Annotated in this window: 19 protein-coding genes; 3 read left to right on the top strand and 16 right to left on the bottom strand. The window is 64.2% G+C overall.

Annotation, left to right across the window (positions count from 1 at the left end; translation table 11 throughout):
• Positions 1–53: 53 nt before the first annotated feature.
• Positions 54–548, bottom strand: coding sequence for a Fur family transcriptional regulator (locus PIN31009_RS01605; RefSeq protein WP_150611035.1), 495 nt, complete (start codon positions 546–548; stop codon positions 54–56).
• A gap of 135 nt (positions 549–683) precedes the next feature.
• Between PIN31009_RS01605 and PIN31009_RS01600 the strand changes: the two genes are divergently transcribed.
• Positions 684–1,559, top strand: coding sequence for a DMT family transporter (locus PIN31009_RS01600; RefSeq protein WP_058376814.1), 876 nt, complete (start codon positions 684–686; stop codon positions 1,557–1,559).
• A gap of 50 nt (positions 1,560–1,609) precedes the next feature.
• Here PIN31009_RS01600 and PIN31009_RS01595 read toward each other — a convergent pair whose 3' ends face one another.
• From PIN31009_RS01595 to PIN31009_RS01575, 5 genes are all read right to left on the bottom strand, one after another.
• Positions 1,610–2,824 carry a class I SAM-dependent rRNA methyltransferase gene (locus PIN31009_RS01595; protein WP_150789097.1) on the bottom strand — a complete coding sequence of 405 codons (1,215 nt, stop codon included), beginning with the start codon at positions 2,822–2,824 and terminating at the stop codon, positions 1,610–1,612.
• 147 nt (positions 2,825–2,971) lie between these two features.
• Entirely contained in the window at positions 2,972–3,859 is an 888-nt protein-coding gene (xerC, locus tag PIN31009_RS01590) for a tyrosine recombinase XerC (RefSeq protein WP_150789606.1), read from the bottom strand.
• A gap of 159 nt (positions 3,860–4,018) precedes the next feature.
• A complete protein-coding gene (locus PIN31009_RS01585) occupies positions 4,019–4,696 on the bottom strand; it encodes a DUF484 family protein (RefSeq protein ID WP_087690358.1) in 678 nt (225 codons plus the stop codon).
• Between the two features lie 170 nt (positions 4,697–4,866).
• Entirely contained in the window at positions 4,867–5,718 is an 852-nt protein-coding gene (gene dapF / locus PIN31009_RS01580) for a diaminopimelate epimerase (protein ID WP_150789096.1), read from the bottom strand.
• Between the two features lie 42 nt (positions 5,719–5,760).
• Positions 5,761–6,657: a lipid A biosynthesis lauroyl acyltransferase gene (locus tag PIN31009_RS01575; protein WP_150682744.1), complete on the bottom strand. Its 897-nt coding sequence runs from the start codon at positions 6,655–6,657 to the stop codon at positions 5,761–5,763.
• 192 nt (positions 6,658–6,849) lie between these two features.
• Here PIN31009_RS01575 and metK point away from each other — a divergent pair, with 192 nt between their 5' ends.
• Positions 6,850–8,028 carry a methionine adenosyltransferase gene (gene metK, locus PIN31009_RS01570; RefSeq protein ID WP_150682743.1) on the top strand — a complete coding sequence of 393 codons (1,179 nt, stop codon included), beginning with the start codon at positions 6,850–6,852 and terminating at the stop codon, positions 8,026–8,028.
• A gap of 147 nt (positions 8,029–8,175) precedes the next feature.
• On the opposite strand, the gene PIN31009_RS01565 is transcribed toward metK, so the two are convergent.
• Both PIN31009_RS01565 and PIN31009_RS01560 read right to left on the bottom strand, forming a co-directional pair.
• Complete coding sequence (locus tag PIN31009_RS01565; RefSeq protein WP_425495460.1) at positions 8,176–9,564, bottom strand: coniferyl aldehyde dehydrogenase; 1,389 nt, start codon at positions 9,562–9,564, stop codon at positions 8,176–8,178.
• 199 nt (positions 9,565–9,763) lie between these two features.
• On the bottom strand, positions 9,764–11,428 hold the full coding sequence (locus PIN31009_RS01560; RefSeq protein WP_150789095.1) for an isovaleryl-CoA dehydrogenase: 1,665 nt from the start codon (positions 11,426–11,428) through the stop codon (positions 9,764–9,766).
• A gap of 312 nt (positions 11,429–11,740) precedes the next feature.
• Here PIN31009_RS01560 and PIN31009_RS01555 point away from each other — a divergent pair, with 312 nt between their 5' ends.
• Positions 11,741–13,420 (top strand): GMC family oxidoreductase, encoded by a 1,680-nt coding sequence (locus PIN31009_RS01555; RefSeq protein WP_150789094.1) that lies wholly within the window; start codon positions 11,741–11,743, stop codon positions 13,418–13,420.
• Here PIN31009_RS01555 and PIN31009_RS01550 read toward each other — a convergent pair.
• The 8 genes from PIN31009_RS01550 to PIN31009_RS01515 are packed head-to-tail and all read right to left on the bottom strand — an operon-like array spanning position 13,391 to position 21,898.
• The gene (locus PIN31009_RS01550) at positions 13,391–14,281 is read right to left on the bottom strand and encodes a prepilin peptidase (RefSeq protein ID WP_174996884.1); all 891 of its coding nucleotides are present in this window, start codon (positions 14,279–14,281) and stop codon (positions 13,391–13,393) included. The two genes, PIN31009_RS01555 and PIN31009_RS01550, sit on opposite strands and share 30 nt — an antisense overlap.
• A gap of 2 nt (positions 14,282–14,283) precedes the next feature.
• Entirely contained in the window at positions 14,284–15,396 is a 1,113-nt protein-coding gene (locus PIN31009_RS01545) for a type II secretion system F family protein (protein ID WP_150789093.1), read from the bottom strand.
• A 36-nt stretch (positions 15,397–15,432) separates the two neighbouring features.
• The gene (locus PIN31009_RS01540) at positions 15,433–17,157 is read right to left on the bottom strand and encodes a GspE/PulE family protein (protein WP_174996882.1); all 1,725 of its coding nucleotides are present in this window, start codon (positions 17,155–17,157) and stop codon (positions 15,433–15,435) included.
• Positions 17,141–17,617, bottom strand: a complete 477-nt coding sequence (locus PIN31009_RS01535) for a hypothetical protein (RefSeq protein WP_150789091.1) — start codon at positions 17,615–17,617, stop codon at positions 17,141–17,143. Before PIN31009_RS01535 ends, PIN31009_RS01540 begins: the two co-directional genes overlap by 17 nt.
• Positions 17,607–18,902 carry a type 4b pilus protein PilO2 gene (gene pilO2 / locus PIN31009_RS01530; protein WP_150789090.1) on the bottom strand — a complete coding sequence of 432 codons (1,296 nt, stop codon included), beginning with the start codon at positions 18,900–18,902 and terminating at the stop codon, positions 17,607–17,609. Before pilO2 ends, PIN31009_RS01535 begins: the two co-directional genes overlap by 11 nt.
• A gap of 1 nt (position 18,903) precedes the next feature.
• A complete protein-coding gene (locus tag PIN31009_RS01525; RefSeq protein ID WP_150789089.1) occupies positions 18,904–20,664 on the bottom strand; it encodes a secretin N-terminal domain-containing protein in 1,761 nt (586 codons plus the stop codon).
• A 50-nt stretch (positions 20,665–20,714) separates the two neighbouring features.
• Positions 20,715–21,233: a toxin co-regulated pilus biosynthesis Q family protein gene (locus PIN31009_RS01520; protein ID WP_150789088.1), complete on the bottom strand. Its 519-nt coding sequence runs from the start codon at positions 21,231–21,233 to the stop codon at positions 20,715–20,717.
• A gap of 41 nt (positions 21,234–21,274) precedes the next feature.
• A complete protein-coding gene (locus PIN31009_RS01515; RefSeq protein ID WP_174996880.1) occupies positions 21,275–21,898 on the bottom strand; it encodes a type II secretion system protein in 624 nt (207 codons plus the stop codon).
• Positions 21,899–22,418: the final 520 nt, after the last annotated feature.

Raw genomic sequence — 22,418 nt, 5'->3', positions numbered from 1 at the left:
CGCTGGAATGCCGCTCAATGTACCCGAGCTGGCAAAAAGCGGCTTGGCACGCGTCAGTTGGGGGCGCCCGCGCACTGGGCGCAAGTGCCGTGAATCATCAGCTCGACCTGTTCGCCCACGAATCCCTTGGGCAGGCGCTTGAGTTCGCGCTCACTTAATTGGGGATGCTGGGGCCAATCGTCAAGGCAGAACGTGCGGTGGCAGCGTACACAACGGAAATGACCGTGTTGCGTATGCGGACGCGGCGAGGCGGCCCGCTGCGGGTCGACGTGCTCGGCCATGACGAACCGGAAGATGCGATCGTCGCCGGCCTGCTTGATCGCCCAGCCCTGCGCGACCAGCCAGTCGAGCACGCGATAGGCGGTCACACGGTCGAGCGGATCGGCGTCGGTCGCCAGATCGGCCAGCACTTCCTGATGGGTGAGCGGGCGGCCTGCCTTGAGCAGCAGGGCCAGTACACGGACACGTCCCGAAGTCACGCGCCCCGATTGCTCCTGCAAGCTCGCGCGGGCGGCTTCCAGATACGGTTGTAGTTGAGTAAGGCTCATGAATCGATTTAAGCACAGCGCCGTGAACGCTGCAACCGAGTTGCAAAAGTGGGCATTTCACGGGATGTCCACCCAAATTGGCGGAAAGCAGACAGGCGATGCGTCATACAATTGTCACAAAAAACGCCTCCTGCCATGTCGCCGACCGCCCTCGCCTTCGTTGTTACCGCCGCTTTTCTGCATGCCACGTGGAATTTTCTGGCAAAACGCATCGACACCACGGAAGGTGGCGGCCCCCAACTGGTCTTTCTCTACGCGCTGCTGACGGTCGTGCTCTACACGCCGCTCGCGCTGTTCTTTCTCATCGGCTCACACGCCGACTGGCCAGACTGGCGCGGCTGGGCCGTCATCGCCCTGAGCGCCCTGCTCCACTATGGCTACACGCTGGTGCTGCAACGCGGTTACCGGGTCGGCGACCTCTCGGTGGTGTACCCGCTCGCACGCGGTACCGGGCCGTTGCTCTCGTCGCTCGGCGCAATCGTCCTGCTGGGTGAACGCCCGGGCTGGCTGGCACTCGTCGGCATCGGGCTGGTGGTCGGCGGCGTGCTGATCATCGCCGGGGGCGAGCGGCTGTTCCGGCGCGGCACCATGCATGCCGGGGCCGGCTGGGGCGTGCTCACCGGCGCCTTCATCGCGGCGTATACGCTGGCCGATGCTTACGCCGTCAAGACGCTGATGCTCGTGCCGCTCGTCTACTACTACCTCGAGAACGTGGTGCGCGTGGTGCTGTCCGCCCCGGTGGCGCTGTCGCGGCCGGCCAGAGTGTCGCTGCTCTGGCGCGCCAACTGGCGCAAGATCGTGCTGATTGCGCTGATCTCGCCGATGTCCTATTTCCTGATTCTGACGGCGCTTCAATACGCACCCGTCTCGCACGTGGCCCCGGCGCGGGAGATGTCGATGATGGTGGCGGCCCTGCTCGGGGTACGGCTGCTGGGCGAAGGCGAGATGCGCCGCCGGGTCGGCGGCGCGGTACTGATTGCGCTGGGTGTCGTCGCGCTCACGCTGGGCTGATTTGCGCCGCGCGTTGGCGGTAACGTCCGGGGCCTGCGCCCCGGGGCACCTCAGATGCGCTGAAGCCAGAGGCCCTTGAGGTACTCGCCTTCGGGGAATTGCGTGAGCATCGGGTGATCCATGCCCGCCGACAGGCGGCGCAGGATACGCGCATCGACACCCGCGTCGACCGCAGCACCGGCCACGATCTTCTGGAACAGATCGGCGTCGATAGCCCCCGAGCACGAATACGTCAGCAACTGACCACCCGGGCGCAGCAGCTTGAAACCGGCCAGATTGATGTCCTTGTAGGCACGCGCGGCGCGGTCGACGTGGTGCGCCGACGGGGCGAACTTCGGCGGGTCGAGCACGATCATGTCGAAGGTGCGTCCCTCTTCACGCAAGGCCCGCAGCGTCTTGAACACATCGGCGTCGCGCCATTCGGTACGCGAGGCGTCGAAGCCGTTGAGTTCGACGTTGCGCGCGCCTATCGCCAGCGCCTCGCCCGACGAATCGATCGACAGCACGCTCTGCGCACCGCCGGCCAGTGCCGCGAGCGAGAAACCGCCCGTGTAGCAGAAGCAGTTCAGCACGTCGCGGCCCTTGGCCTGTTGCTTGACCAGCAGACGGTTGTCGCGCTGGTCGACGTAGAAACCGGTCTTGTGGCCGTGGCGCACGTCGACGTAGTACTTCACGCCGCACTCGTGCGTGGTCAGCGACTCGGGCGCTTCGGGCGGCTCGGCCCCGGCCAGCACGCCGGTAATGCTCGGCAGCCCTTCGCGCTCGCGCACGGCGGCGTCGGAGCGTTCATAGACGTTCGGGCAGCCCGTCGCGGCCACGAGCGCCTTGGTAATGGCGTCTTTCCACACTTCCACGCCGGCAGCCATGTACTGGCACACGATCTGATCGCTCGCGGGCTGGCCCGGTGCGGACTGGTAGCGGTCGACGATCAGGCCCGGCAGGCCGTCGGCCTCGCCGAAGATCAGGCGGGTCGCGCCGGTGTCGTGCACCATCTGCTCGCGATAGGCTAGCGCCGCCGACACGCGGCGTTTGAAGAAGGCGTGATCGACCGGTTCGTTCTCGTCGAACGTCCAGACGCGGGCGCGAATGGCCGAGACCGGGCTGAACGCGGCACGCGCCAGAAAGCGGCCGTCGGCGGCGCGCACCACGACCGTCGCGCCGGAGGCCGGTTTGCCTTCGACATTCGCCACGGCAGTGGCGTAAATCCAAGGATGGCGGCGCAGCAAGGATTTTTCTTTGCCGGGCTTGAGGATCAAGGTGTTCATGTGGAGCTGGCCAACGGTTGCATTCGGAGAGCGGCAAGTCTTACGGCACGGCGTGCGGCGTCGCCACGACTGGGCGTCGGCACACGGGCTGGACTTGCAGGGGAAGGACGCGATTCTACACCGAGTCGGGCTAGCGCCACCGCCGGCTCAGGTCTTCTTGCGGGCGCGCGGGTGTGCCTGATCGTAGACCTTGGCCAGATGCTGGAAGTCGAGCTTCGTGTAGATCTGCGTGGTCGAAATGTTGCTGTGGCCGAGCATTTCCTGCACGGCCCGGAGGTCGCCCGACGATTGCAACACGTGGGTCGCAAACGAATGCCGCAGCATGTGCGGATGGACATGCGTGGGCAGCCCTGCCGCCAGCGCATGACGCGACAGGCCCTGCTGCACGGCCCGCGCACCAATCCGCTTGCCGCGTGCGGACAGAAACAGGGCGTGCGGCTCGGCAGCCGTCAGCCCGGTGCGGATGTTCAACCAGTCAGTCAGTGCTTGCACCGCTTTCTCACCCACAGGCACGCGGCGTCGCTTGTTGCCTTTACCGGTGACGATCACCTCGCGTTCGGCCAGATCCAGCCAGCTCGCGGAGCGATAGGCATCGGCCTCCACGTAACGATGATCGAGCCCGGTCAGCTCCGACAACCGCAAGCCCGACGAGTACAGCAACTCGAACATCGCCCGGTTGCGCAGCGCTTCGGCCGACGTACCGGTCGAGTGCTCGACCAGCGCCGACGCCTGATCGGGCGACAGCGCCTTGGGCAGCGGCTTGGGTTGCTTCGGCGCGCGCACCCCGTCGACCGGGTTCGCCGCCAGCGCGGAACGCTGGGCCAGCCACGCGTAGTAACCGCGCCATGCCGAGAGCTTGCGGGCAATCGAGCGGCCAACCAGCCCCTGACTGTGCATCTGCATCACGAACTTGCGGATGTCGCCGTGTGCCAGCGCGTCGAGCGGACGGTCTTTGGCCATCATCTGCAATTGCCGCAGGTCGCGGGTGTAGTTCTCGAGGGTGAGCGCGGCGAGCTTACGCTCGCTCGCCAGCATGGTGAGATAGGCCTGAATGCCCGGCTGAAGGGGGACTTCAGGCGTATCTGGAATATCGGCGGATTCGGGCGCACCACCGGCGGCTGTGCCGCGCGGCTTGGGCGGTGCCTTGGCTTTCGGCTTGGCGTCTGGCTTGGCCACGGTGGCGCCCGGGACGACTCAGTCGTCCGCGCGCAGCTTGCTCAGCGCCGCGCCCGCGAGTTCGCCGATCTGCGACAGGAAATCGGTCGCCATGCCTTCGTGGAAACGGCGGGCGTCGTCCGAGCCCATCACCAGCAGGCCGAACACCGGGGCGTCGGCGCCTTGTTGCGCGAGCGGATCGCGCAAGGCGAGCAGCGCGACCGAGGCCGGATCGACCGGTGCGCCGAGCCACGTGACCGCTTCGAAACCGGTGTTCGCGCCGCAATACGGCGTGGCCAGACTCGACGCGAAAATCTTGACCTCTTCGCTCACGCTGCGGGCAAATTCGGCCGGTTGATACGGGGCAGACACGTTCCACACGCGGACGGCGGCGAACGGCACGTTGAACACGTCGCGCAGCCCGCGGGCGATGGCATCGGGCAGCGCATGCGGATCGCGCTCGCCGAGCAGGCCGAGGGTCCAGCGGTGCAGCTTGGCCGAGATATCGTCGTTTTCGTGGCCGTAACGCATCAGTTCGGCGAGGCGTCGCTCGATCTGCTTGGTCTTCTCGCGCTGCATCTCGATCTGACGCTCCTGCAACGACACCGCCCGTTGTCCGTGGGGGCTCGTCAGGCGCACGCCGGCCAGCAATTCGGCGTGGCGTTCGAAGAAGTCGGGATGCGCGATCAGGTATTCCGCAATATCTCGGTCGTTCATGAGTGTCCGTCTGCTGTTCATCGAAAGCCGCACCGCGCCCGGTTTGCACAACGGGAGCCGACGGCCGTCAGGGTCGCGAAATCAGAAGCTTCAGAAACCAAATCGGTCTTGCGGGCGCCCCTGTTCCCACCATGGCCGATGCCACGGGGCGCCTTGCGGGCAACACGGTATCAGATCTCGATGGTGCCCTCGAAGACCGTTGCGGCGGGCCCCGTCATGATGACCGGGCCGGCGGCGCCATCCCACTCGATGGTGAGGGTGCCGCCATGCGTCTCGATGGCGACCGGCGAGGCGAGCAAGCCCCGGCGAATACCCGCCACCGCCGCAGCACAGGCGCCCGTGCCGCAGGCGAGTGTCTCGCCCGCGCCGCGCTCATACACGCGCAGGCGTGCCTGATGCTTGTCGACCACTTGCAGGAAACCGGCGTTCACGCGGCGCGGGAAGCGCGCGTGGCGCTCGACCAGCGGGCCGTCGGTCTCGACCGGCGCGGTGTCGACGTTCTCGACCACCTGCACGGCATGCGGGTTGCCCATCGACACGACCGAAATCCACGTGGTCTTGCCGGCCACATCCAGCGGCCAGAGCGTGTCGTCGCCCTCGCGGCGGCCTTCCAGCCCGCTCGCGTCGAACGGCACGTCCGACGGCGTCAGAATCGGTGCGCCCATATCCACGCTGACCTGACCGTCTTCGCGTGCGGTGAGCGTAATCACGCCCTGCTGCACTTCGACGCGTACCGAGCGCTTGTCGGTCAGCCCCGTATCGCGCACGAACTTCACGAAACAGCGCGCGCCGTTGCCGCAATGCTCGACCTCACCGCCATCGGCGTTGAAGATGCGGTAACGGAAGTCCACGTCCGGCAATGCCGAGCGCTCGACGAGCAAAAGCTGGTCCGCGCCGACGCCAAAATGGCGGTCGGCGAGCGCACGCCACTGTTCGGGCGTGAAATCGATGGTCTGCGAGATGCCGTCGATCACGACGAAGTCGTTACCGGCGCCCTGCATCTTGGTGAATTTGAGCTTCATGCCGCTATTGTAGAGGAGAAGTCGACGCGCATCCGGTGCCGGTCAATACACGCCCGGCTGGCCTTCCGGGCGCGTCTTGAAACGCTTGTGCACCCAGTAGTACTGCTCCGGCATTTTCAGAATCTGTTCTTCCAGAAACGCGTTCATGCGGCGGGCATCGGCGTCCGGGTCGCCGCTGGGGTAGTTTTCCCACACCGGGAACACCTTGAGCCGGTAGCCCTTGTAGTTCGGCAGCACTTCGCCGATGAACGGCAGGATTTGCGCGCGGCCCACTTCGGCCAGTCGCGACACCGAGGTCAACGTGCAGGCCTCGACACCGAAGAACGGCACGAACGTGGAATTACGCGCGCCGTAGTCCATATCGGCGGCCAGCATGACCGGTTTCTTCTTGCGAAACATGCGCAGCACGTCGCGGGCGCTGTCGCCGCGCGGGATCATTTCGGCGTCGAACCGGCCGCGTTGCTCCCGGGCCATGGCATCGAACGCCGGGTTCGACATCGGCGTGTAGAGCGACGCGCAGGGCCGGTGCAGCGAGTAATTGATGAAAACCGAGCCGGCTTCGATCCCCACGAAGTGGAATCCGAGCAGGATGGTCGGCGGCATGTTCGGATCGCGCAGATCCACGGCCGAATCGAGCTCGATCAGCTTTTCCAGCTTCTTGCCGTCGGCAAACCACTGCACGCTGCGCTCGGCGTAGCTGCGAATGGCGTGCACGAACGACGCCCGCGCCACGCGCTCGCGGGTGGCGTCGTCCCAGTGCGGGAAACACAGGCGCAGATTGGTGTGCACCACGCGCTTTCGCGAGCTGGGAATGAGGTACAAAAGGTGTCCGAGGCCCGCGCCGAAACGCGCGACCCAGCTATAGGGGAGCAGGTTGAGCCCCCGCAGCAGGCCTACGCTCACGTAGTACCCGATGGATTTCTTGGGAGTGGTTGCCATGTCGCCAGCAGATTTTCTACAGGGGCGTATAATAAGCGACATCGCCGAGTTAACTGACAACTTGCGGGGCGATTCGAATGAGCCACCCTATCTAGGCAGCCCATTCGACTAATTTATCCGCTAAAGCGTCGCCGCTTCTTCTCCGATGACGGCTACGTGAGTCGCCAATCATTCGTTACAGAGGAGCCTGAAGTGGCGAACGACTATCTCTTTACTTCCGAATCGGTATCCGAAGGTCACCCGGACAAGGTCGCTGACCAAATTTCGGATGCTGTCCTTGACGCGATCCTGACCCAGGACAAATACGCGCGCGTCGCCGCCGAAACGCTTTGCAACACCGGTCTCGTCGTGCTCGCGGGTGAAATCACCACGACCGCCACGGTGGACTATCAGCAAGTTGCGCGCGAAACCATTCGCCGCATCGGCTACGACAACACCGACTTCGGAATCGACTACAAGGGCTGCGCCGTGCTGGTCGCTTACGACCGCCAGTCGCCCGACATCGCCCAAGGCGTGGACCGCGCCCATGACGACAACCTCGATCAGGGTGCCGGCGACCAAGGCCTGATGTTCGGCTACGCCTGCGACGAGACGCCGGAACTCATGCCGCTGCCGATCTACCTGTCGCACCGTCTGGTCGAGCGCCAGTCGCAAGTGCGCCGCGACGGCCGCCTGAACTGGCTGCGTCCGGATGCCAAGTCCCAAGTCACCATCAAGTACGAAAACGGCCGTCCGCACAGCATCGATACGGTCGTGCTGTCGACGCAGCACTCGCCGGACATCGGTCTGGACGCCCTGCGCGAAGCCGTCATCGAAGAAATCATCAAGCCGGTGCTCCCCGCCGAGCTGATCAAGGGCGACATCAAGTTCCTCGTGAACCCGACCGGTCGCTTCGTGATCGGCGGTCCGCAAGGCGATGCCGGTCTGACGGGCCGCAAGATCATCGTCGACACGTACGGCGGTGCCGCACCGCACGGCGGTGGCGCGTTCTCGGGCAAGGATCCGTCGAAGGTCGACCGCTCCGCCGCCTACGCCGGCCGCTATGTCGCGAAGAACATCGTGGCTGCCGGTCTGGCCTCGAAGTGCGTGATTCAGGTGTCGTACGCCATTGGCGTGGCGCGCCCGACGTCGGTCATGGTCAACACGTTCGGCACGGGCAAGATCAGCGATCAACGTATCGCCGAGCTGATCGAAAAGCATTTCGACCTGCGTCCGAAGGGCATCATCCAGATGCTCGACCTGCTGCGTCCGATCTACGAGAAGACGGCTGCCTACGGTCACTTCGGCCGTGAAGAGCCGGAATTCACGTGGGAAGCCACGGACCGCGCCGACGCCCTGCTGGCCGACGCCGGCCTGCGCGCCGTCGCGTAAGCTTCATACGCTGCCTGTCACCGTCGGCGCTCGCTGACGGCAGACGGGACGACGTACAGATGTAATGACGTAAAGAAAAACCCCGCTCGGGTCTTCCCGGCGGGGTTTTTCTTTGCCTGCGGTGCTTTCAAATTCCGGTGCGCCCACTCAGCGCAGCAACTGCTTGATCATCATGGCAAATCGTTTGCCATACGGCGGGTTGAGTAGACCAGCGCCATTGAATCGCGCCTGCCGGAAGATCGGCTTCTCCTTGGAGAACGTGCGGAACCCGGCTTCGCCGTGATAGCCGCCCATGCCCGACGACCCCACGCCACCGAATGGCAGCCCATGCTCGGCCACGTGCAGCAGGGTGTCGTTGATCGTCACACCGCCCGAAATCGTGCCATCCACCACCCGCTCGATACGCGTGTCGTCGGTATCGAACACATACAGCGCCAGCGGGCGCGGTCGGTCGTTCACATAGGCGATGGCCGCGTCGAGATCGTCATACGGCACGACCGGCAACAGCGGCCCGAAAATCTCCTCGCGCATGACACGCATGCCGTCGTGCACACCGGTGATGACCACCGGCGGCAAGCGTCGGCGCTCGGCTTGTGCAGGCGCATCGAACAGCGCATGCGACGTCGCCCCCAGTTCGGCAGCCTCGCCCGCGAGCCCCGTCAATCGTTCGAAATGGCGCGGTGAGACGATGCTCGTGTATTGCGGATTGTTCACTGCATCGGGATACAAGCGAGCCGCCACCTGACGTGCCGTCGCGACGAACGCATCAAGTTTTTCGCGCGGCACCAGCACGTAGTCCGGCGCGACGCAGGTCTGTCCGGCGTTGACCAGTTTGCCGAGCATGATGCGCTCGACGGCATGTTCCCAACGCGCCCCCGGCCCGATGATCGCCGGCGATTTGCCGCCCAGTTCGAGCGTGACGGGTGTGAGGTGTTCGCTCGCCGCGCGCATGACGTGATGCCCGATCGACGTTGCCCCCGTGAACAGCAGATGATCGAACGGCAGCGTGGAGAACGCGCGGGCCACTTGCGCGTCGCCGGTGACGACGGTCACCCATTCGGTGGGGAAAAATTCGGCGACGGCCTTCGCGAAAACGTGGGCAAAACGCGGCGTCACTTCCGAGACCTTGAGCATCACGCGATTTCCCGCCGCCAACGCATCGGTGAGCGGGCCAACCGCGAGAAACAGCGGGTAATTCCACGGCACGATCACGCCGACGACACCGAGCGGCTGCGGCACGATGGCCGTGCGCGCAGGCAGCAACCAGAGGTTGGCCCAACCGTGCGTGCCACGCATCCACCGGCGCGTGTGGGCCAGCGCATGCTTGAGGTTGCCGTGCGACGGGAACAACTCCAGCATGTCGGTTTCCTCTGCCGAGCGGCCACCGAAGTCTTCGTCGATGGCTTGAGCAAACGCCTCGCGATACTGGTGCAGCATCGCCTGCAAGGCCTTGAGATGCGCCTTGCGTGCCGGCCAGCCGACCTGCGGCGCGGCGTCGTGGGCCCGGCGCATCGCGTCGAAACGCGGCAACAGCATAGCGCGCGCGATATCGTCGTCGGATGCCGCGTGCAGCGCGGGCGGCGCGTCGTGCAGGCCGCCGAACTCGTGGTTATGTCCCATGCCGTCCTCCCTGTAGCGGCCGATGGCCGCCGTTGTCGTTATTGTCATTTGGTACTGCACGTCCTGCGAATTTTGCGAATACTGCGGGTGCTGCCGACCCTGCGAACGTCGACGTTCAGCCCGCAAACGCGCGATCCAGCCACGCGCGTTGCACACCCACGGCCAGCGAGTCGGGCATCACGCCATAGACGCGACCACCATGATTCGCCAGACGGCTTTCGACGAAGCCATGCGCCAGCTCGGCCGGCGCATGCTCGAGCAACAACGCGGCCTGTGCGAGCAGCACGATCTGTTGCGCAATCGCACGCGCACGCACGGCATGCGTTGCCGGGTCGGCAGCGAGCCAGCCGTGCAGTTGCGCCAGTGCCGCGCGCAACGGCGCGTGTGAGCTCACACGTTGGCCCAGCCAGTCGAACCATGCCTGCGCCACCTCCGGCTCACGCCCGATCGCGCGCAGCACATCGAGGCACATCACATTGCCCGAGCCCTCCCAGATGGAATTGACCGGCGCCTCGCGATACAACCGCGCGAGCGGCCCGGTTTCCACATAGCCGTTACCGCCCCAAACCTCCATGCATTCGCCTGCGAGTTCGAGCGCGCGCTTGCACACCCAGAACTTCGCGGCGGGCAACACGATGCGTCGCCATGCACGCTCAAGCGGGGCATCGTCATCCACCCCGGCCGCGTCGAACGACTGGGCCAGCCGCATCGCGAGCCATGTCGCCGCTTCCGACTCCAGCGCGAGATCGGCAAGCACGGTCGTCATCAGATCCTGATCGACCAGCTTTGCACCGAACGCGGTGCGATGCCGTGCGTGATGAATCGCCTGCACAACACCCGTACGCATCATCGCGGCGCTGCCGATCACGCAGTCGAGTCGCGTGTACGTCGCCATCTCGATGATGGTGGGAATGCCGCGTCCCTGCGCGCCTACGAGCGTGCCGTAAGCGCCCTGAAATTCCACCTCGCTGCTCGCGTTCGAGCGGTTGCCGAGTTTGTCTTTCAGGCGCTGAATCTGCACGGCATTCTTGTGGCCGTCGGGCGTGTAGCGCGGGACGAAGAAACACGACAGCGCGTCGCTGTCGTCAGCGCGGGCGAGCACCAGGTGCGCATCGCATTGCGGCGCAGAGAAGAACCACTTGTGACCGACCAGTGAATACGTGTCTCCGCCCAGCGCACGAGCGACGGTCGTGTTCGTGCGAACGTCCGACCCGCCCTGCTTCTCGGTCATGCCCATGCCGACGAGCATCGTGTGCTTCTGCGCGAGCGGCAGATCACGCGGATCATGTTGCGGCGCGAACAGCTTGTCCTTGATCGTGGGAAACAGCGACGGCACCTTCGACAGCACCGGAATGCTGGCAAACGTCATCGTGGTGGGACACAGCGACCCCGCCTCGTTCTGTGCATGCAGAAAATACGACGCCGTGCGCGCGGCCATCGCGCCCGCCTGCGGATGCGCCCATGGCAGCGACTGCAATTGTGCACCGCGCAAAAGCCCCATCAGCGCGTGCCAGTCCGGGTGAAATTCCACGTGATCGATGCGATTGCCGCGCGCATCGAAGGTCTGCAACTCGGGCTCGTGGCGATTCGCCGTCTCGGCCCATTGCTGCACTTCCGCCTCGCCCAGCCGTGCGCCCTGACGATGCAACTCCTTCGCATGCCAGCCGGCATTGAATGTCGTCACGGCGGCCTGCAAAGCAGCGTCGGTGGCGTACAGGTTGTAATCGACGAGCGGCGGCACCTGATTGGTGACGTCGTGGGTTTGCCAAGCCTCAGTCATCCGTGTCTCCCTCCGGGAATGCCAGCCGTGTGCGTGCCGTGCAGGTCGTTGATGCGTGTCGATGGACGCTATTGCGCTCGATCGGACGGTCACACCAAGTCGATCATTTCATCATAGCGGTTGAACTCCTCCGTCCGCACAAATTAGAGGAATGCTTCACATCGCGCGCGAATCGGGGAAATGTCTGCCTACAATGAGTGCCGCCGCTTCAGGTCACAGCCATCTGACGCCTGCGGTGCGGCGAATAGCAGTGCACAAGAAAGATAAATACAAAGCAGGCAATGCAGTGCCCATCCAAGGGAGGATGACAGCATGGACTATGACTACGTCATTGTCGGCGGCGGCTCGGCGGGCTGCGCGCTCGCCGCACGCTTGGCCGACGGCTTACCCGGGCGCACGATCGCCCTCATCGAAGCGGGTCCGCCCGACAACAGTTTTCTCGTCAGGCTGCCACTCGGGCTCGCGGCACTGGTGCCGTTCCGGTCGCGCCGTAACTACGGGTTTCGTACGACACCGCAGGCCGGTCTTGGCGGACGTCAGGGCTATCAGCCACGCGGCCGCGGTCTGGGCGGATCGAGTTCGATCAACGCCATGATCTACACGCGCGGGCACCCCGACGACTACAACGACTGGGCGCAAGCCGGCTGCACCGGATGGGGCTGGAACGACGTGCTGCCCTACTTCCGCCGTAACGAAAACAACGAGCGCGGCGCCGATGACTGGCACGGCAGCGGCGGCCCGCTCAACGTGGCGGACTTGCGCACCGTCAACCCGTTCTCGCGGCACTATGTCGACGCCGCACGCGAAGCGGGTTTCCCCGTTTCCAGCGACTTCAACGGTGCGCAATACGAAGGCGCGGGTATCTATCAGGTCACGCAAAAGGGGGGCGAGCGATGGAATGCCGCGCGCGCGTATCTGCATGGAAAAACGCGTGCGAATCTCCATGTCATCACCGATGCGCTCGTGCAGCGCATCACCTTCGACGGCATGCGCGCGACGGGCGTCACGCTGCAACGTCGCGGTGCGCTCGAGACGCTCAAGGCGCGTGCGGAAGTGATCCTCAGTGCCGGGGCTTTCAACTCGCCGCAGTTGCTGATGGGCTCGGGCATCGGCCCGGCAGAACAATTGCGTGAGCACGGGATTGCGGTACGCGTCGATTCGCCGAATGTCGGCGAGAACCTGCAAGACCATATCGATTTCATCATCAACAAATACGTCGCGCACAGCGATCTGGTCGGCTACACGCCACCGGGCCTATGGCACTTGCTGATGCAGGGCGTGGCGTATCTGCGCGACAAGCGCGGCCTGCTTGCGAGCAACGTTGCGGAAGCGGGCGGCTTCCTCAAGAGCGATCCGGGTCTCGTTCGTCCCGATCTGCAAATGCACTTCCTCGTGGGGATTTGCGACAACCACAACCGCCGGCTGCATCTGCGGCGCGGCCTGTCGTTGCATGCCTGCGTGCTGCGCCCGAAGAGCCGTGGCCGCGTCACGCTCGCCTCTGGCGATATGCGCGATGCGCCGCTGATCGACCCGGCATTCCTGCAAGCGCAGGAAGACGTCGACACCTTGCTGCGCGGCGCCCGCGTGATACGCCGGATTCTCGCGGCACCGTCACTCGCGCGCTTCGGTGGGAAGGAGCTTCACAGTCGCGGCGTGGAATCGGACGAAGCACTCACAGCACTGATTCGCCAGCGTGCCGACACCATCTATCACCCGGTCGGCACTTGCCGTATGGGCAGCGACGCGGCGTCGGTGGTCGATACCGAACTCCGTGTGCGCGGCGTTGAGGGGCTGCGCGTTGTCGACGCTTCGGTCATGCCGACGCTGATTGGCGGCAATACCAACGCGCCGTCGATGATGATCGGGGAGAAGGCGGCGGACATGATCCTGCGGCAAACACAGCGTCAGGTCGGCGGCGTAGACGCCGGTCGTGATCGCGCCGCCAACGCCGGGCATGCCACGTTAGCTGCCCGCGTACAACCACAGGCCTAGAAACCGCTCGCCCCAGAGCGCACTTGCTACGGCTCCGGCGGCGAGCCACGGCCCGAACGGCAGCGGCCCGCACATCGTGCGGCCGCGCAGAATGCCGAGCACGCCGAACGCGAGCGTCGCCGCCACGGCACCAAACGCCAGCGTGAGCGGCACGCCGATCCACCCGAGCCACGCACCGCAGGCGGCGACCAGCTTCACGTCGCCGCCGCCCAGTCCTTCGTTGCCGGTCAGCAGGAAGTGCCCCCCGGCAATGAGCCACATCGCGACGTAGCCCAACGCCGCACCGAGCACCGCGTCACCGACCGGCACCGTGACGCCCGCCACGCTCAACAGCAGGCCGATCCACAATAGCGGCAACGTAATCACGTCGGGCAACAGACGGGTTTCCGCATCGATGAGTGAAAGCGAGAGCAACGCCGCGCCAAAACCGCACCACGCGAACATCGTCGCGTACAGCATCAACGGCGCGAACGTCCAGCCGATTGCCGCGAACATGACCCCAGCACTCAATTCGACAATCGGATAACGCAAGCTGATGGCGACATGGCAATGCGCACAGCGCCCCCGCAACAGGAGGTAGCTCACAACGGGCAGGTTGTGCCAAGCGGGGATGCGGCTGTCGCAACGCGGACAACGCGAGGGCGGCCACGCCAGATTGAAGATCGGCGTGACCGGGGGCATGTGTCCGGCCCAATGGGCCGCTTCGCGCGCCCACTGCACTTCGAGCATGCGTGGCAATCGCCAGACCACCACGTTGAGAAAGCTGCCGACGAACAGCCCGAGAATGCCCAACATCGCGGCGAAACTCTCGCGCGGCAGGCTCTTGATCGAATGCACCAGCAGGTCCAGAGCGTTCGCCATCGTCAGATCATCGATTGCGCGTGCTCACCGGCGGCACGACCGATCTGCAACATACCGGCCACGGTCACCACGATCGTCAATCCCACTAACGCCATCAGTACGGAGCGCGCCGCCGCCGCCCGTGCCTTGATACGCTCGGCGGTCTCTTCGATGGTCATCAAACCGATCTTGCGAATACCGACGTCGAAGTTGGTCCGCCCGGAATATTCGACGAGACGATCGAACACCTCCTCGTTGAACAGCCCCGTATCCATCGCCTTGATCATGCTGCGGTCGCTCCTGAGCGATGCGCGCATGCGCAGCAGATGCGCGCGCATCCACGGTGAGGCCCCCGAGAGGAGCAACGAAATCGCATCGAAGACCGACGTCTTGGCACTGGTCAGTGCCGCCAGTGCCACCAGAAACTCACCGGAGCGCACGTCGCGATACACGGCGTACGGTCCGAAGTTGTCGAAGCGGCGCCGCAATGGCCCAGTCCAGCGGCTGAGCGACCACGACATCAGCACCAGCAACGCCAACGGCACGCCGTAGAGAAAGGGCCACCAATTGGCGACGAAACCCGACATCACGTACAACCACGCACCGATCATCGGAAACTTCTCCGGCGGCATGATCTCGGTCATGATCGGCATCATCCCGTAAGCCACCCCGAGTTGAATGGCCGCGAGCAGCACCGACATGAAGATCGGCAGCGTGATCGCACCGGTGATCGCGCTGCGTGTCTGCTGTTGCAGCGTGACGACGCGTGCGAGAAAACGCAGCGTGCCGGGCAGGTCACCTTTTTCTCCCGCCGCAATGACCACGAGATCGGCCTCGGGAATCGTGCCCTCCAGCGACTTGCGCAGGTTCTTCGAGCTGGCCCTGTCGCGCCACACGGCATACAGCGGCGCCATCGCATTGCGGCGCTCCTTCGCGCGGGCACACCGGCGGGAGAACAGGTCGAACGGATTTGCGCCGTCTTCGATCGCGTCGGCAAAGTCGCCGTAGAACTTCGCGCGGGTCTTGTGGAACTGGCGCTTCGCTTTGGCCAGCCCCGGATAGGCGTCACGCGGGGGAGAGAGTTTGGCGAGGAATCGATTGGCGGCGTCGAGCATGGCGTGGAGGGGAAACGTCAAAACATCATGGCAGTGGAAGCAAGCGCGCGCGACGGCTCACACGCTCGCGAGTCGTCGCGGCGGCGTCGCATTCGATGCAGTGGCTTGGGGAAGGTGATACTTCTTCAATTTGTAGAAAGACGCTTCGATGTCACGCGGGTCGATGCGGCCCTGCGACATCTTGTAGATCGCGTGCTCGATGGCGGTTTTCCCCGTCATGTCCGGGCTGGTGAGATCGCCGTTGTGACTCGCGCGCCATTGCCGCTCGGCTTCCCAGAAATGCGACTCGCGCAGCAGATCGAGCATCTCGTCGGTCAACTCGCAAACTTCGGCAACCACCGTTTGCCCTGCGGTGCCGCGCCCCTTGCACCGCTCGCACCCTGCGCCTTCTACACAGACATGGGTGACGTCGATACCGAGCGCCGCAATGACATCGAGCGCCGCCGTGTCGAGATTGCCCACTGCCGGCAATTTGCAGTGCTCGCACAGCACGGGGATCAGTTTCTGGTACACCATCGCCGTCAAGAAGTTGGGTGACGTGACGGCGGCGAGCGGCATGCCAATCTCATCGCTGACGAGACGCGGGATGATGCCGAACGCGCTCGACGCATGGACGGTGGACAGCACCTGATGGCCGGTCTCGGTCATCGATTTTGCAAACGAGCCCGTCTCCGAGTCGCGAATTTCGCCGGGCATGAGCTTGTCCGGATCGCCGCGCAACAACACCTTGGCCGCTGCGCCGAATGCGGACTCGCCTGCACCGTCCTCGGCCCGCCGCTGAATCGGAATCTGCGTCATGTGCGGCTGGATGTACTCGACCGGATCTTCGATGGAGAAGAATTTCTTGCCCGAGTCGCGCTCGTACATCATCAGCGTGCGCAGCGTGGTCGACTTTCCCGACCCGGTTTCCCCCGCAATGATCGTGAGTCCCGGGCTGCGATGCACCGCGTCTTCGAGCACTTCGACCTGATCGTCGGAATAACCGAGTTGCGAGAGCGACAGCACATCGCCTTCCACCGCTTCGTTGAGCAGCAACCGCAGCACCACGTCCACGCCGCGATTCTCTTTCACGCTCTGAAATCGCAGCTGATACTTGCGCTGGCGAATGGAGAGCGGAATCGAACAGCTTTGATGCTGATCTTCATCGAAGTGGTTATGACTGCGGCTGCTCGGATCGGCCCGCGAGTTGTACGCGGCGGACACCGCATCGAGCATCGCGTGATAGTCGCGCGAGAGCCGGTCGCTGTCGCTCGTCACCCGTAGCTTGCCGTGAATGCGCATGCGCACCTTCACATGCTGCGCGTCGCGAAACTCGAAGTGAATGTCTGACGTACCGGCCTCGACCGCCTTCTCGATGAGCAGATCGAAGTTGCGATAGGCGCCGGTGCGCTGCTCGTCGGAGCGGCCATCGTCGTCGCCCTGCTGCTGCAACTGCGATTGCATGAGCAGAATTTCTTCGGTGGTGCCGACATAGATGCCTTCGAGATCGAGACGATGCGTGGCGCGTACCGCCTGATCGAAACGTTCGAGCAGATCGGAGCCCTGCATGCGCACGAAAGTCGTGTGCTCGATCAGCACCAGAAACAGACGCGGCTTCATCGCCACCAGCACGAGCGAACCTTGCTCGGCGCCGGCCAGTGTCAGGCCGAGATCCTGCCGCCAGCCGAACGTCTGGATGTCCTCCGAGCGCAGGTCGGCGACCGGGCGGGCGACGGGACGTGTGCCGCTGCGCCCGTTCGCTCGCGCCCACATGACGCGCAGGCGTTCACCGATCGTCGCCATCGTGCCGCCCCTGTGCAGCATGCTGGACCGTCAAAGCATCGGGCAGCAGCAGACGCTTGAGTTGGCCATGCCGTTTCACGTCGACGAAATCGTCACCGATGCCGACCACCTGCCACTCGCCGACGCGATCGCCGCGCTTCACCGTGTGACCGAAGCGGCCGTCGACACGAAGGTACGCAACCGTAGTGTTCTCGACGCCCTGAATGAACAGCAACTCGGGGGGGATGTCGACCCGCGCGGGCTTGCCTGCCACATCGGGCACGGCGTTGTCCGGCGATTGCCCATTGCCCGCCGCTTTGTCCTCCTGTGCGTCTTGCGACGCCTTGAGGTGGGCGCGCGCAAACGCATCGATATTCTCTTCGGCGAACGCGGGCACGGCGGCTAAGGTGGCAAACGCGGGGGCAAGCACGGCGGCAAGTGACACCGCAAACCGTACGAGATGACGTGATCTAGTGGACATAGTAGGTGCCTTGAGCGGTGAAGACGGGCTTGCCGTCGCCGATGTCGATCTTCACTTCGCGCAGGGACATGTTGCCCGCGCGCATCATCAGACCGGCGACCGAATCGAGAAATGCGAGATGACCGGCCATCTGCCATTCGCCCTTGGCGATGGACGGCGGCACATCCTGCCCGGGTGCGGCGGCAGGCGGGGGTTTCACCAGCGGCTCGGCCATCGTGAGCGAGATATCCATGCCGTAGTCGCCCAACGCCTGCAAGCGCGCGCCTGCCGTGCGGAGAAACTGATTGCGGGGAATTGGGGTGACGCGGGTATCGGTGGCATCGGTGGCATCGGTGTCTGGCCCCTCACCGGCGATCGCCACAACCTCCTTCGCGTGATCCAGATCGACGATCACTGCGTCGGGCCGCTGCGAAAGCAGCAGATCGAACGTGCCGCCCTCTTTTCGCCGCCAGTCGATGCTGCAACGCACGGCATTGCACGCGATGCTCGCGGGACGCCATCCGCCCGCGCTGGCCGGCAGCGCTTGCACCAGCGATTGCAGGCGCTGCGCGTAATCGGCGCCAAAGGCAAACGGCTCGGCGGCGATGGCCCGTGCGAGCGAACGCTTGTAAGCATCGACCGGATCGACCCGATTGGCCGCCGCCAGCTTCTGCTGTTGCAGATCGTCGTACCACGACCAGCCCAGCCAGCCCGCGCCACCAAGTCCCACGGCCATCAGCAGTGCCACGGCGGAAATGGCCAGCTCCCGCGCCGGCAACGGTTTGCGCACGAGTTGCAGACGCGCTTCGGCAGGCCGCTCGCGGCGCGCGTGTTCGGCGATGGCGTCAAGCGAGAGCGGAACGTCCGGGGGCGGCAGATCGTCAAGTTCCGCGCCGGCAATCTTCACCGCACCTTCGACTTCGGCCGTCCATCCCGCCAGACGTGCCTTCAGATGCGCGAGCGGCAATACGGTATCGACGTCGGGGCGCCGGTCCCGCAGCGTGACGAACACGGCGGCCGACGGGTCGTCCGGATCGGCATGGACGAACGCGACATTCGCGCCGTCGACCATCTGCCCCAGCACGGCGGCGAGCGCATAGCGATCGGGCGCCATCTCGCCTTTGGCCGCGACGGGCAACGACATGAGTCCGACGGTGCGGGTGCCGGAGCCGTCATCGGCGAGAGCGAAGTGCGACGCATCGCGGCTGCGGGCGAGGCCACGAACCTCCGTCGGCTCCTTCTGCAAGCCGATGAGCGTCTCCCACTGCGCGCCAACGACGAGATGATTAGAGAGTGCGCGCGTCATCTCATACGCCCTCGGTCAGTTCCGGCGAGATCACGATGACGACCTCGTTCACCCGCTGGCGCGCTTCTTTCGTACCGCCCTCGTAAGCAAAGATGCCATCGCGGTCGGTGCTGTCGTCCTTGCGCCGGAAGCCACTGAGCACCAGCGTATCGCCCGACTTCAGCGACGCGCGCTGCATCGTCTGGATCGACGCCGTGAGGGGCAGTTGCATGAACGTGCCGGTACCGAGGCCATCGTCGTGACGGGATTTGTCGTCATCCTTGTCACCGTCGACGGCGACCTTCACGTCCTTGCCGTCGACGCTGACACTCGTCCCGCCTCCCCCCTTGGCTGCGGCATCGCTGCCGCTCGGTGCCTCTTTGCCGGTGCGCAGATTGATCTTCTCGAGCTTCTTCAGATCGGACATATCGATCTGCACCTGCAACATCACGCTGCGGTTGTCCATCACGGTGGGCAGCAAGTTCATCACGAAGCCCGTGGTCAGCACGGACTGCTCGGCGGTGACAACGGCTTGACCGCCGTAGTTGCCGGGCGTCATGCTGGTCTGCGCGACGAAGCCTTGATTCTGCGTCACGGCCACAGGCGCGGGCTGGTTGTTCAGCGTGACGACGGTCGTGTCGATGATGGCGCTGACCCGTCCCTGCTGACTGAGTGCTTTGATGAACGCCGTGGAACCGGCCAGCACGCCGCGAGGAATTTTGCTCACGCTCAGGCCGCCTTTGCGCGCCATGAGCGCACCGCCGAGCGCCGGCCCGCCGAGGCCCGCGACCAAACCACCCGCCGATTGATAGACCAGATTCCAGTCGATGCCGGCCGCGGAGTTTTCTTCGAGCGTGACGGAGTACACCTGCACGCGCAGCTTGACCTGACGGCCCAGCACGGCATTCTCGGCATCGATGTATCGCTTCACACGTTCCATCACTTCGGCGGTGTCGGTGACGACGAGCGAGCTCGTGACCACCGACGGCGTAACGCGTCCGCCATCGGAGAGCATGTCGGAGACGGTCTTGACGAGATCGGCCCAGTAATCGAGTTTGGATTCCGTCGTCACCTTGGCGTCGGCATTGAAGTCGAGTTTGACGCCGCCTGCCGCCCCACCACCGCCGCCGCTGCCGCCCGACGCGCCGCGATCCGCCTTCATTTCCGACTTTTTGCCCACCGATGCGCTGAACGTCGAACTCCCCGGCATCATCTTGATCTGGAAGCTGCGCGTGACGTAACGAGTGAACTGCACGACACCATTGCGATACGACCAGTGCGTACCCGAGCGATACGCAACGGTATCGAGCAGGCCGGACAACGTGCCGTTGTAGTGCAGCGGCACGGCGGGCTCGCCGCTGTCGGTGCAGTTCATCTGGAAGAGTTTTGACGATCCACCGCCACCCCGGCTGCCGCCGCGTCCCGAACCGCCACCGTCGTCGCACGACACATCCGCCGCGACGCGAATCGTCAGCCCATTGCCGCGTGCGATCTGCCCGAGCACGACTGACATGGCGAGTGGTGCTCCGGTGGAAAAGCGGACGTTACGTTTGAAGAAGTCCGGAAGGGATTCGGTGGCTTCGATCGCGACGGAATGTCTGGCGAGCCACGCGCCGTCGACATGCTCGATGGTGCGAATCGGTATGGCGGATTTTGCGTCGATTGCCGTACGCACGGCTTGCTGTGCCTGCGTGACGTTCTCGTCGGTCTTGCCGAGCATTCCCGGCGTACCGCACGCCGCCAGTAACGTGGTGGCGCACAATACGCCGAGTCGCTTTCTCATGGGTTGCGGGTCTTTTTAATGGTGAACTGCCGTGTAACGCACGACGAACGTTATTGCGTGGCGTGCACGACACGCAGCACACGATTGGCTTCGTAGACTTTCACGCGAATCGGTGCGTCGCTGTTTTGCAGCGACAGCACCACCTGCTCGATGATGCCGAGGAAGTCGCCCGTGAACGTCGCCGGATACTCGATCGGAAAGTCACGCTCGATTTCCCATGCGAGTTGCCAGCCGTGCTTTTCGACAAACCGCTTGATCGCTGACGACACGCGACCATCCTCCGGCTGCATGGCGAGTTCGACAGTGACCGGCGCCTCTCGCCCGGCCGGAGCATTGGGCACCGCTTGCAACGGCAATCCATCTACCGCCGGCGCAATGACAGGGGCGGAATCCGGCACCGCGGGGAGGGGCGCCAACGTGCCGTTGGCCGCGCTCACCAGCGGCAGGTGACTCGCAAGAAACACGGTCCCGTTACGCGCCAACGATGCTTGCTCCTGCCCGCTTGCCACCGGCACCACGGCAATCAGGGCCACCAGCAGGATTCCGACATCAACTCTTTGATTGGCCATGCTCACTCACGTCTCGTCTATGTCCGAGGGAAAGTCATGATTCAGCCGGCGATGGTGAATACCATGTCAGCTTTCGTGGAATCCACACCCGTGTCGCCCGTTCCGTCTGCGCCCAGTCCAGTCGATCCACAAGCGGTGTTGATACGCGTCGCGTTTTCGGTGGAGCGTGTCTTGATTTCCACGCCGTTGATCGAGAGTGTCGAGAAGACATTCAGCAGCTTGGAACCAAATTCTTTGCATTGCTCCGTGGGATAGTCGGCGGAGGTCACCGTCACGCCACTCGACGGAAATGGGGCGGTACCGATGCCGACCACCGTCACCACGCCACCAAAGCGATTGAGGATGGTGGTCGCGGTCGGCTTATTGAAACTGTCCACGATGCCTGCGGCAGTAACATCGGCCTGCGTGGCGGTATTGAGCAAGCGCCCTGAGGCAACGGCGTTCTGCACCGAGATCGACGCCATCTGCCAATCCTTGATTTCCTGCGTCAGCTTTACGCTGGCCATCAATCTGGGCACCCCCATCATCGCCCCGGCCATGATCAGCCCCATCACGGCCACTGCCACCGCCAGTTCCACCAGCGTCACGCCGCGCTGGCGGCGTTTGTTCAGGCGCTGGGTCATATTCGTTTTGAATTGTGCGAGCGCACCTGCATTCACTTGCATAGCCATAAGTCCTCGTCCGAGATCAGAAGTTATTGAGAGGGGAAAGATTCGAAGCGCCGCAGAATTCGCCTTCGCAACGACAGGGCCGATTTATGCCTGAAGGCAATGCGCCGCGTTGTCGGGTGCGAACCGCGTCTTTAGCAAATTGACAATCGGCACAGGCGTGAAAACGCCCATTCAAACGTGGTTTCCGATAGGAGGCGTCACGCGGCCGCAGCGGTCTGAATCGTCGCGTGCTCCCGCCCGGTCAAGGCGATGCAGGCAGAGGTCTGGAGAAATGCCGTCATGTCGCGATCGACGACATTAAGAATCGAACCAACCGCAGAACGAGTATTCGCGGCGGAAGGCGCTTTCGCCGCGATTCAGCGGTTTCACAAGCCACGTTGCATGGCCCGTTTTCACATCACCGATGAAATTTCCGACACCGCTCGAAGGCACCCCGCAGCGGTGCCAATAAAAATGGCGGCAGATCACGCGACACCGTCGCGCCACCTGCCGCCATCCTCATACGTCGAACCTT

Source organism: Pandoraea iniqua, from assembly GCF_902459685.1.
Lineage (GTDB): Bacteria > Pseudomonadota > Gammaproteobacteria > Burkholderiales > Burkholderiaceae > Pandoraea > Pandoraea iniqua.
Note: the sequence above shows the minus strand (reverse complement) of the source record. Positions and strands in the feature narration are given on the sequence as shown.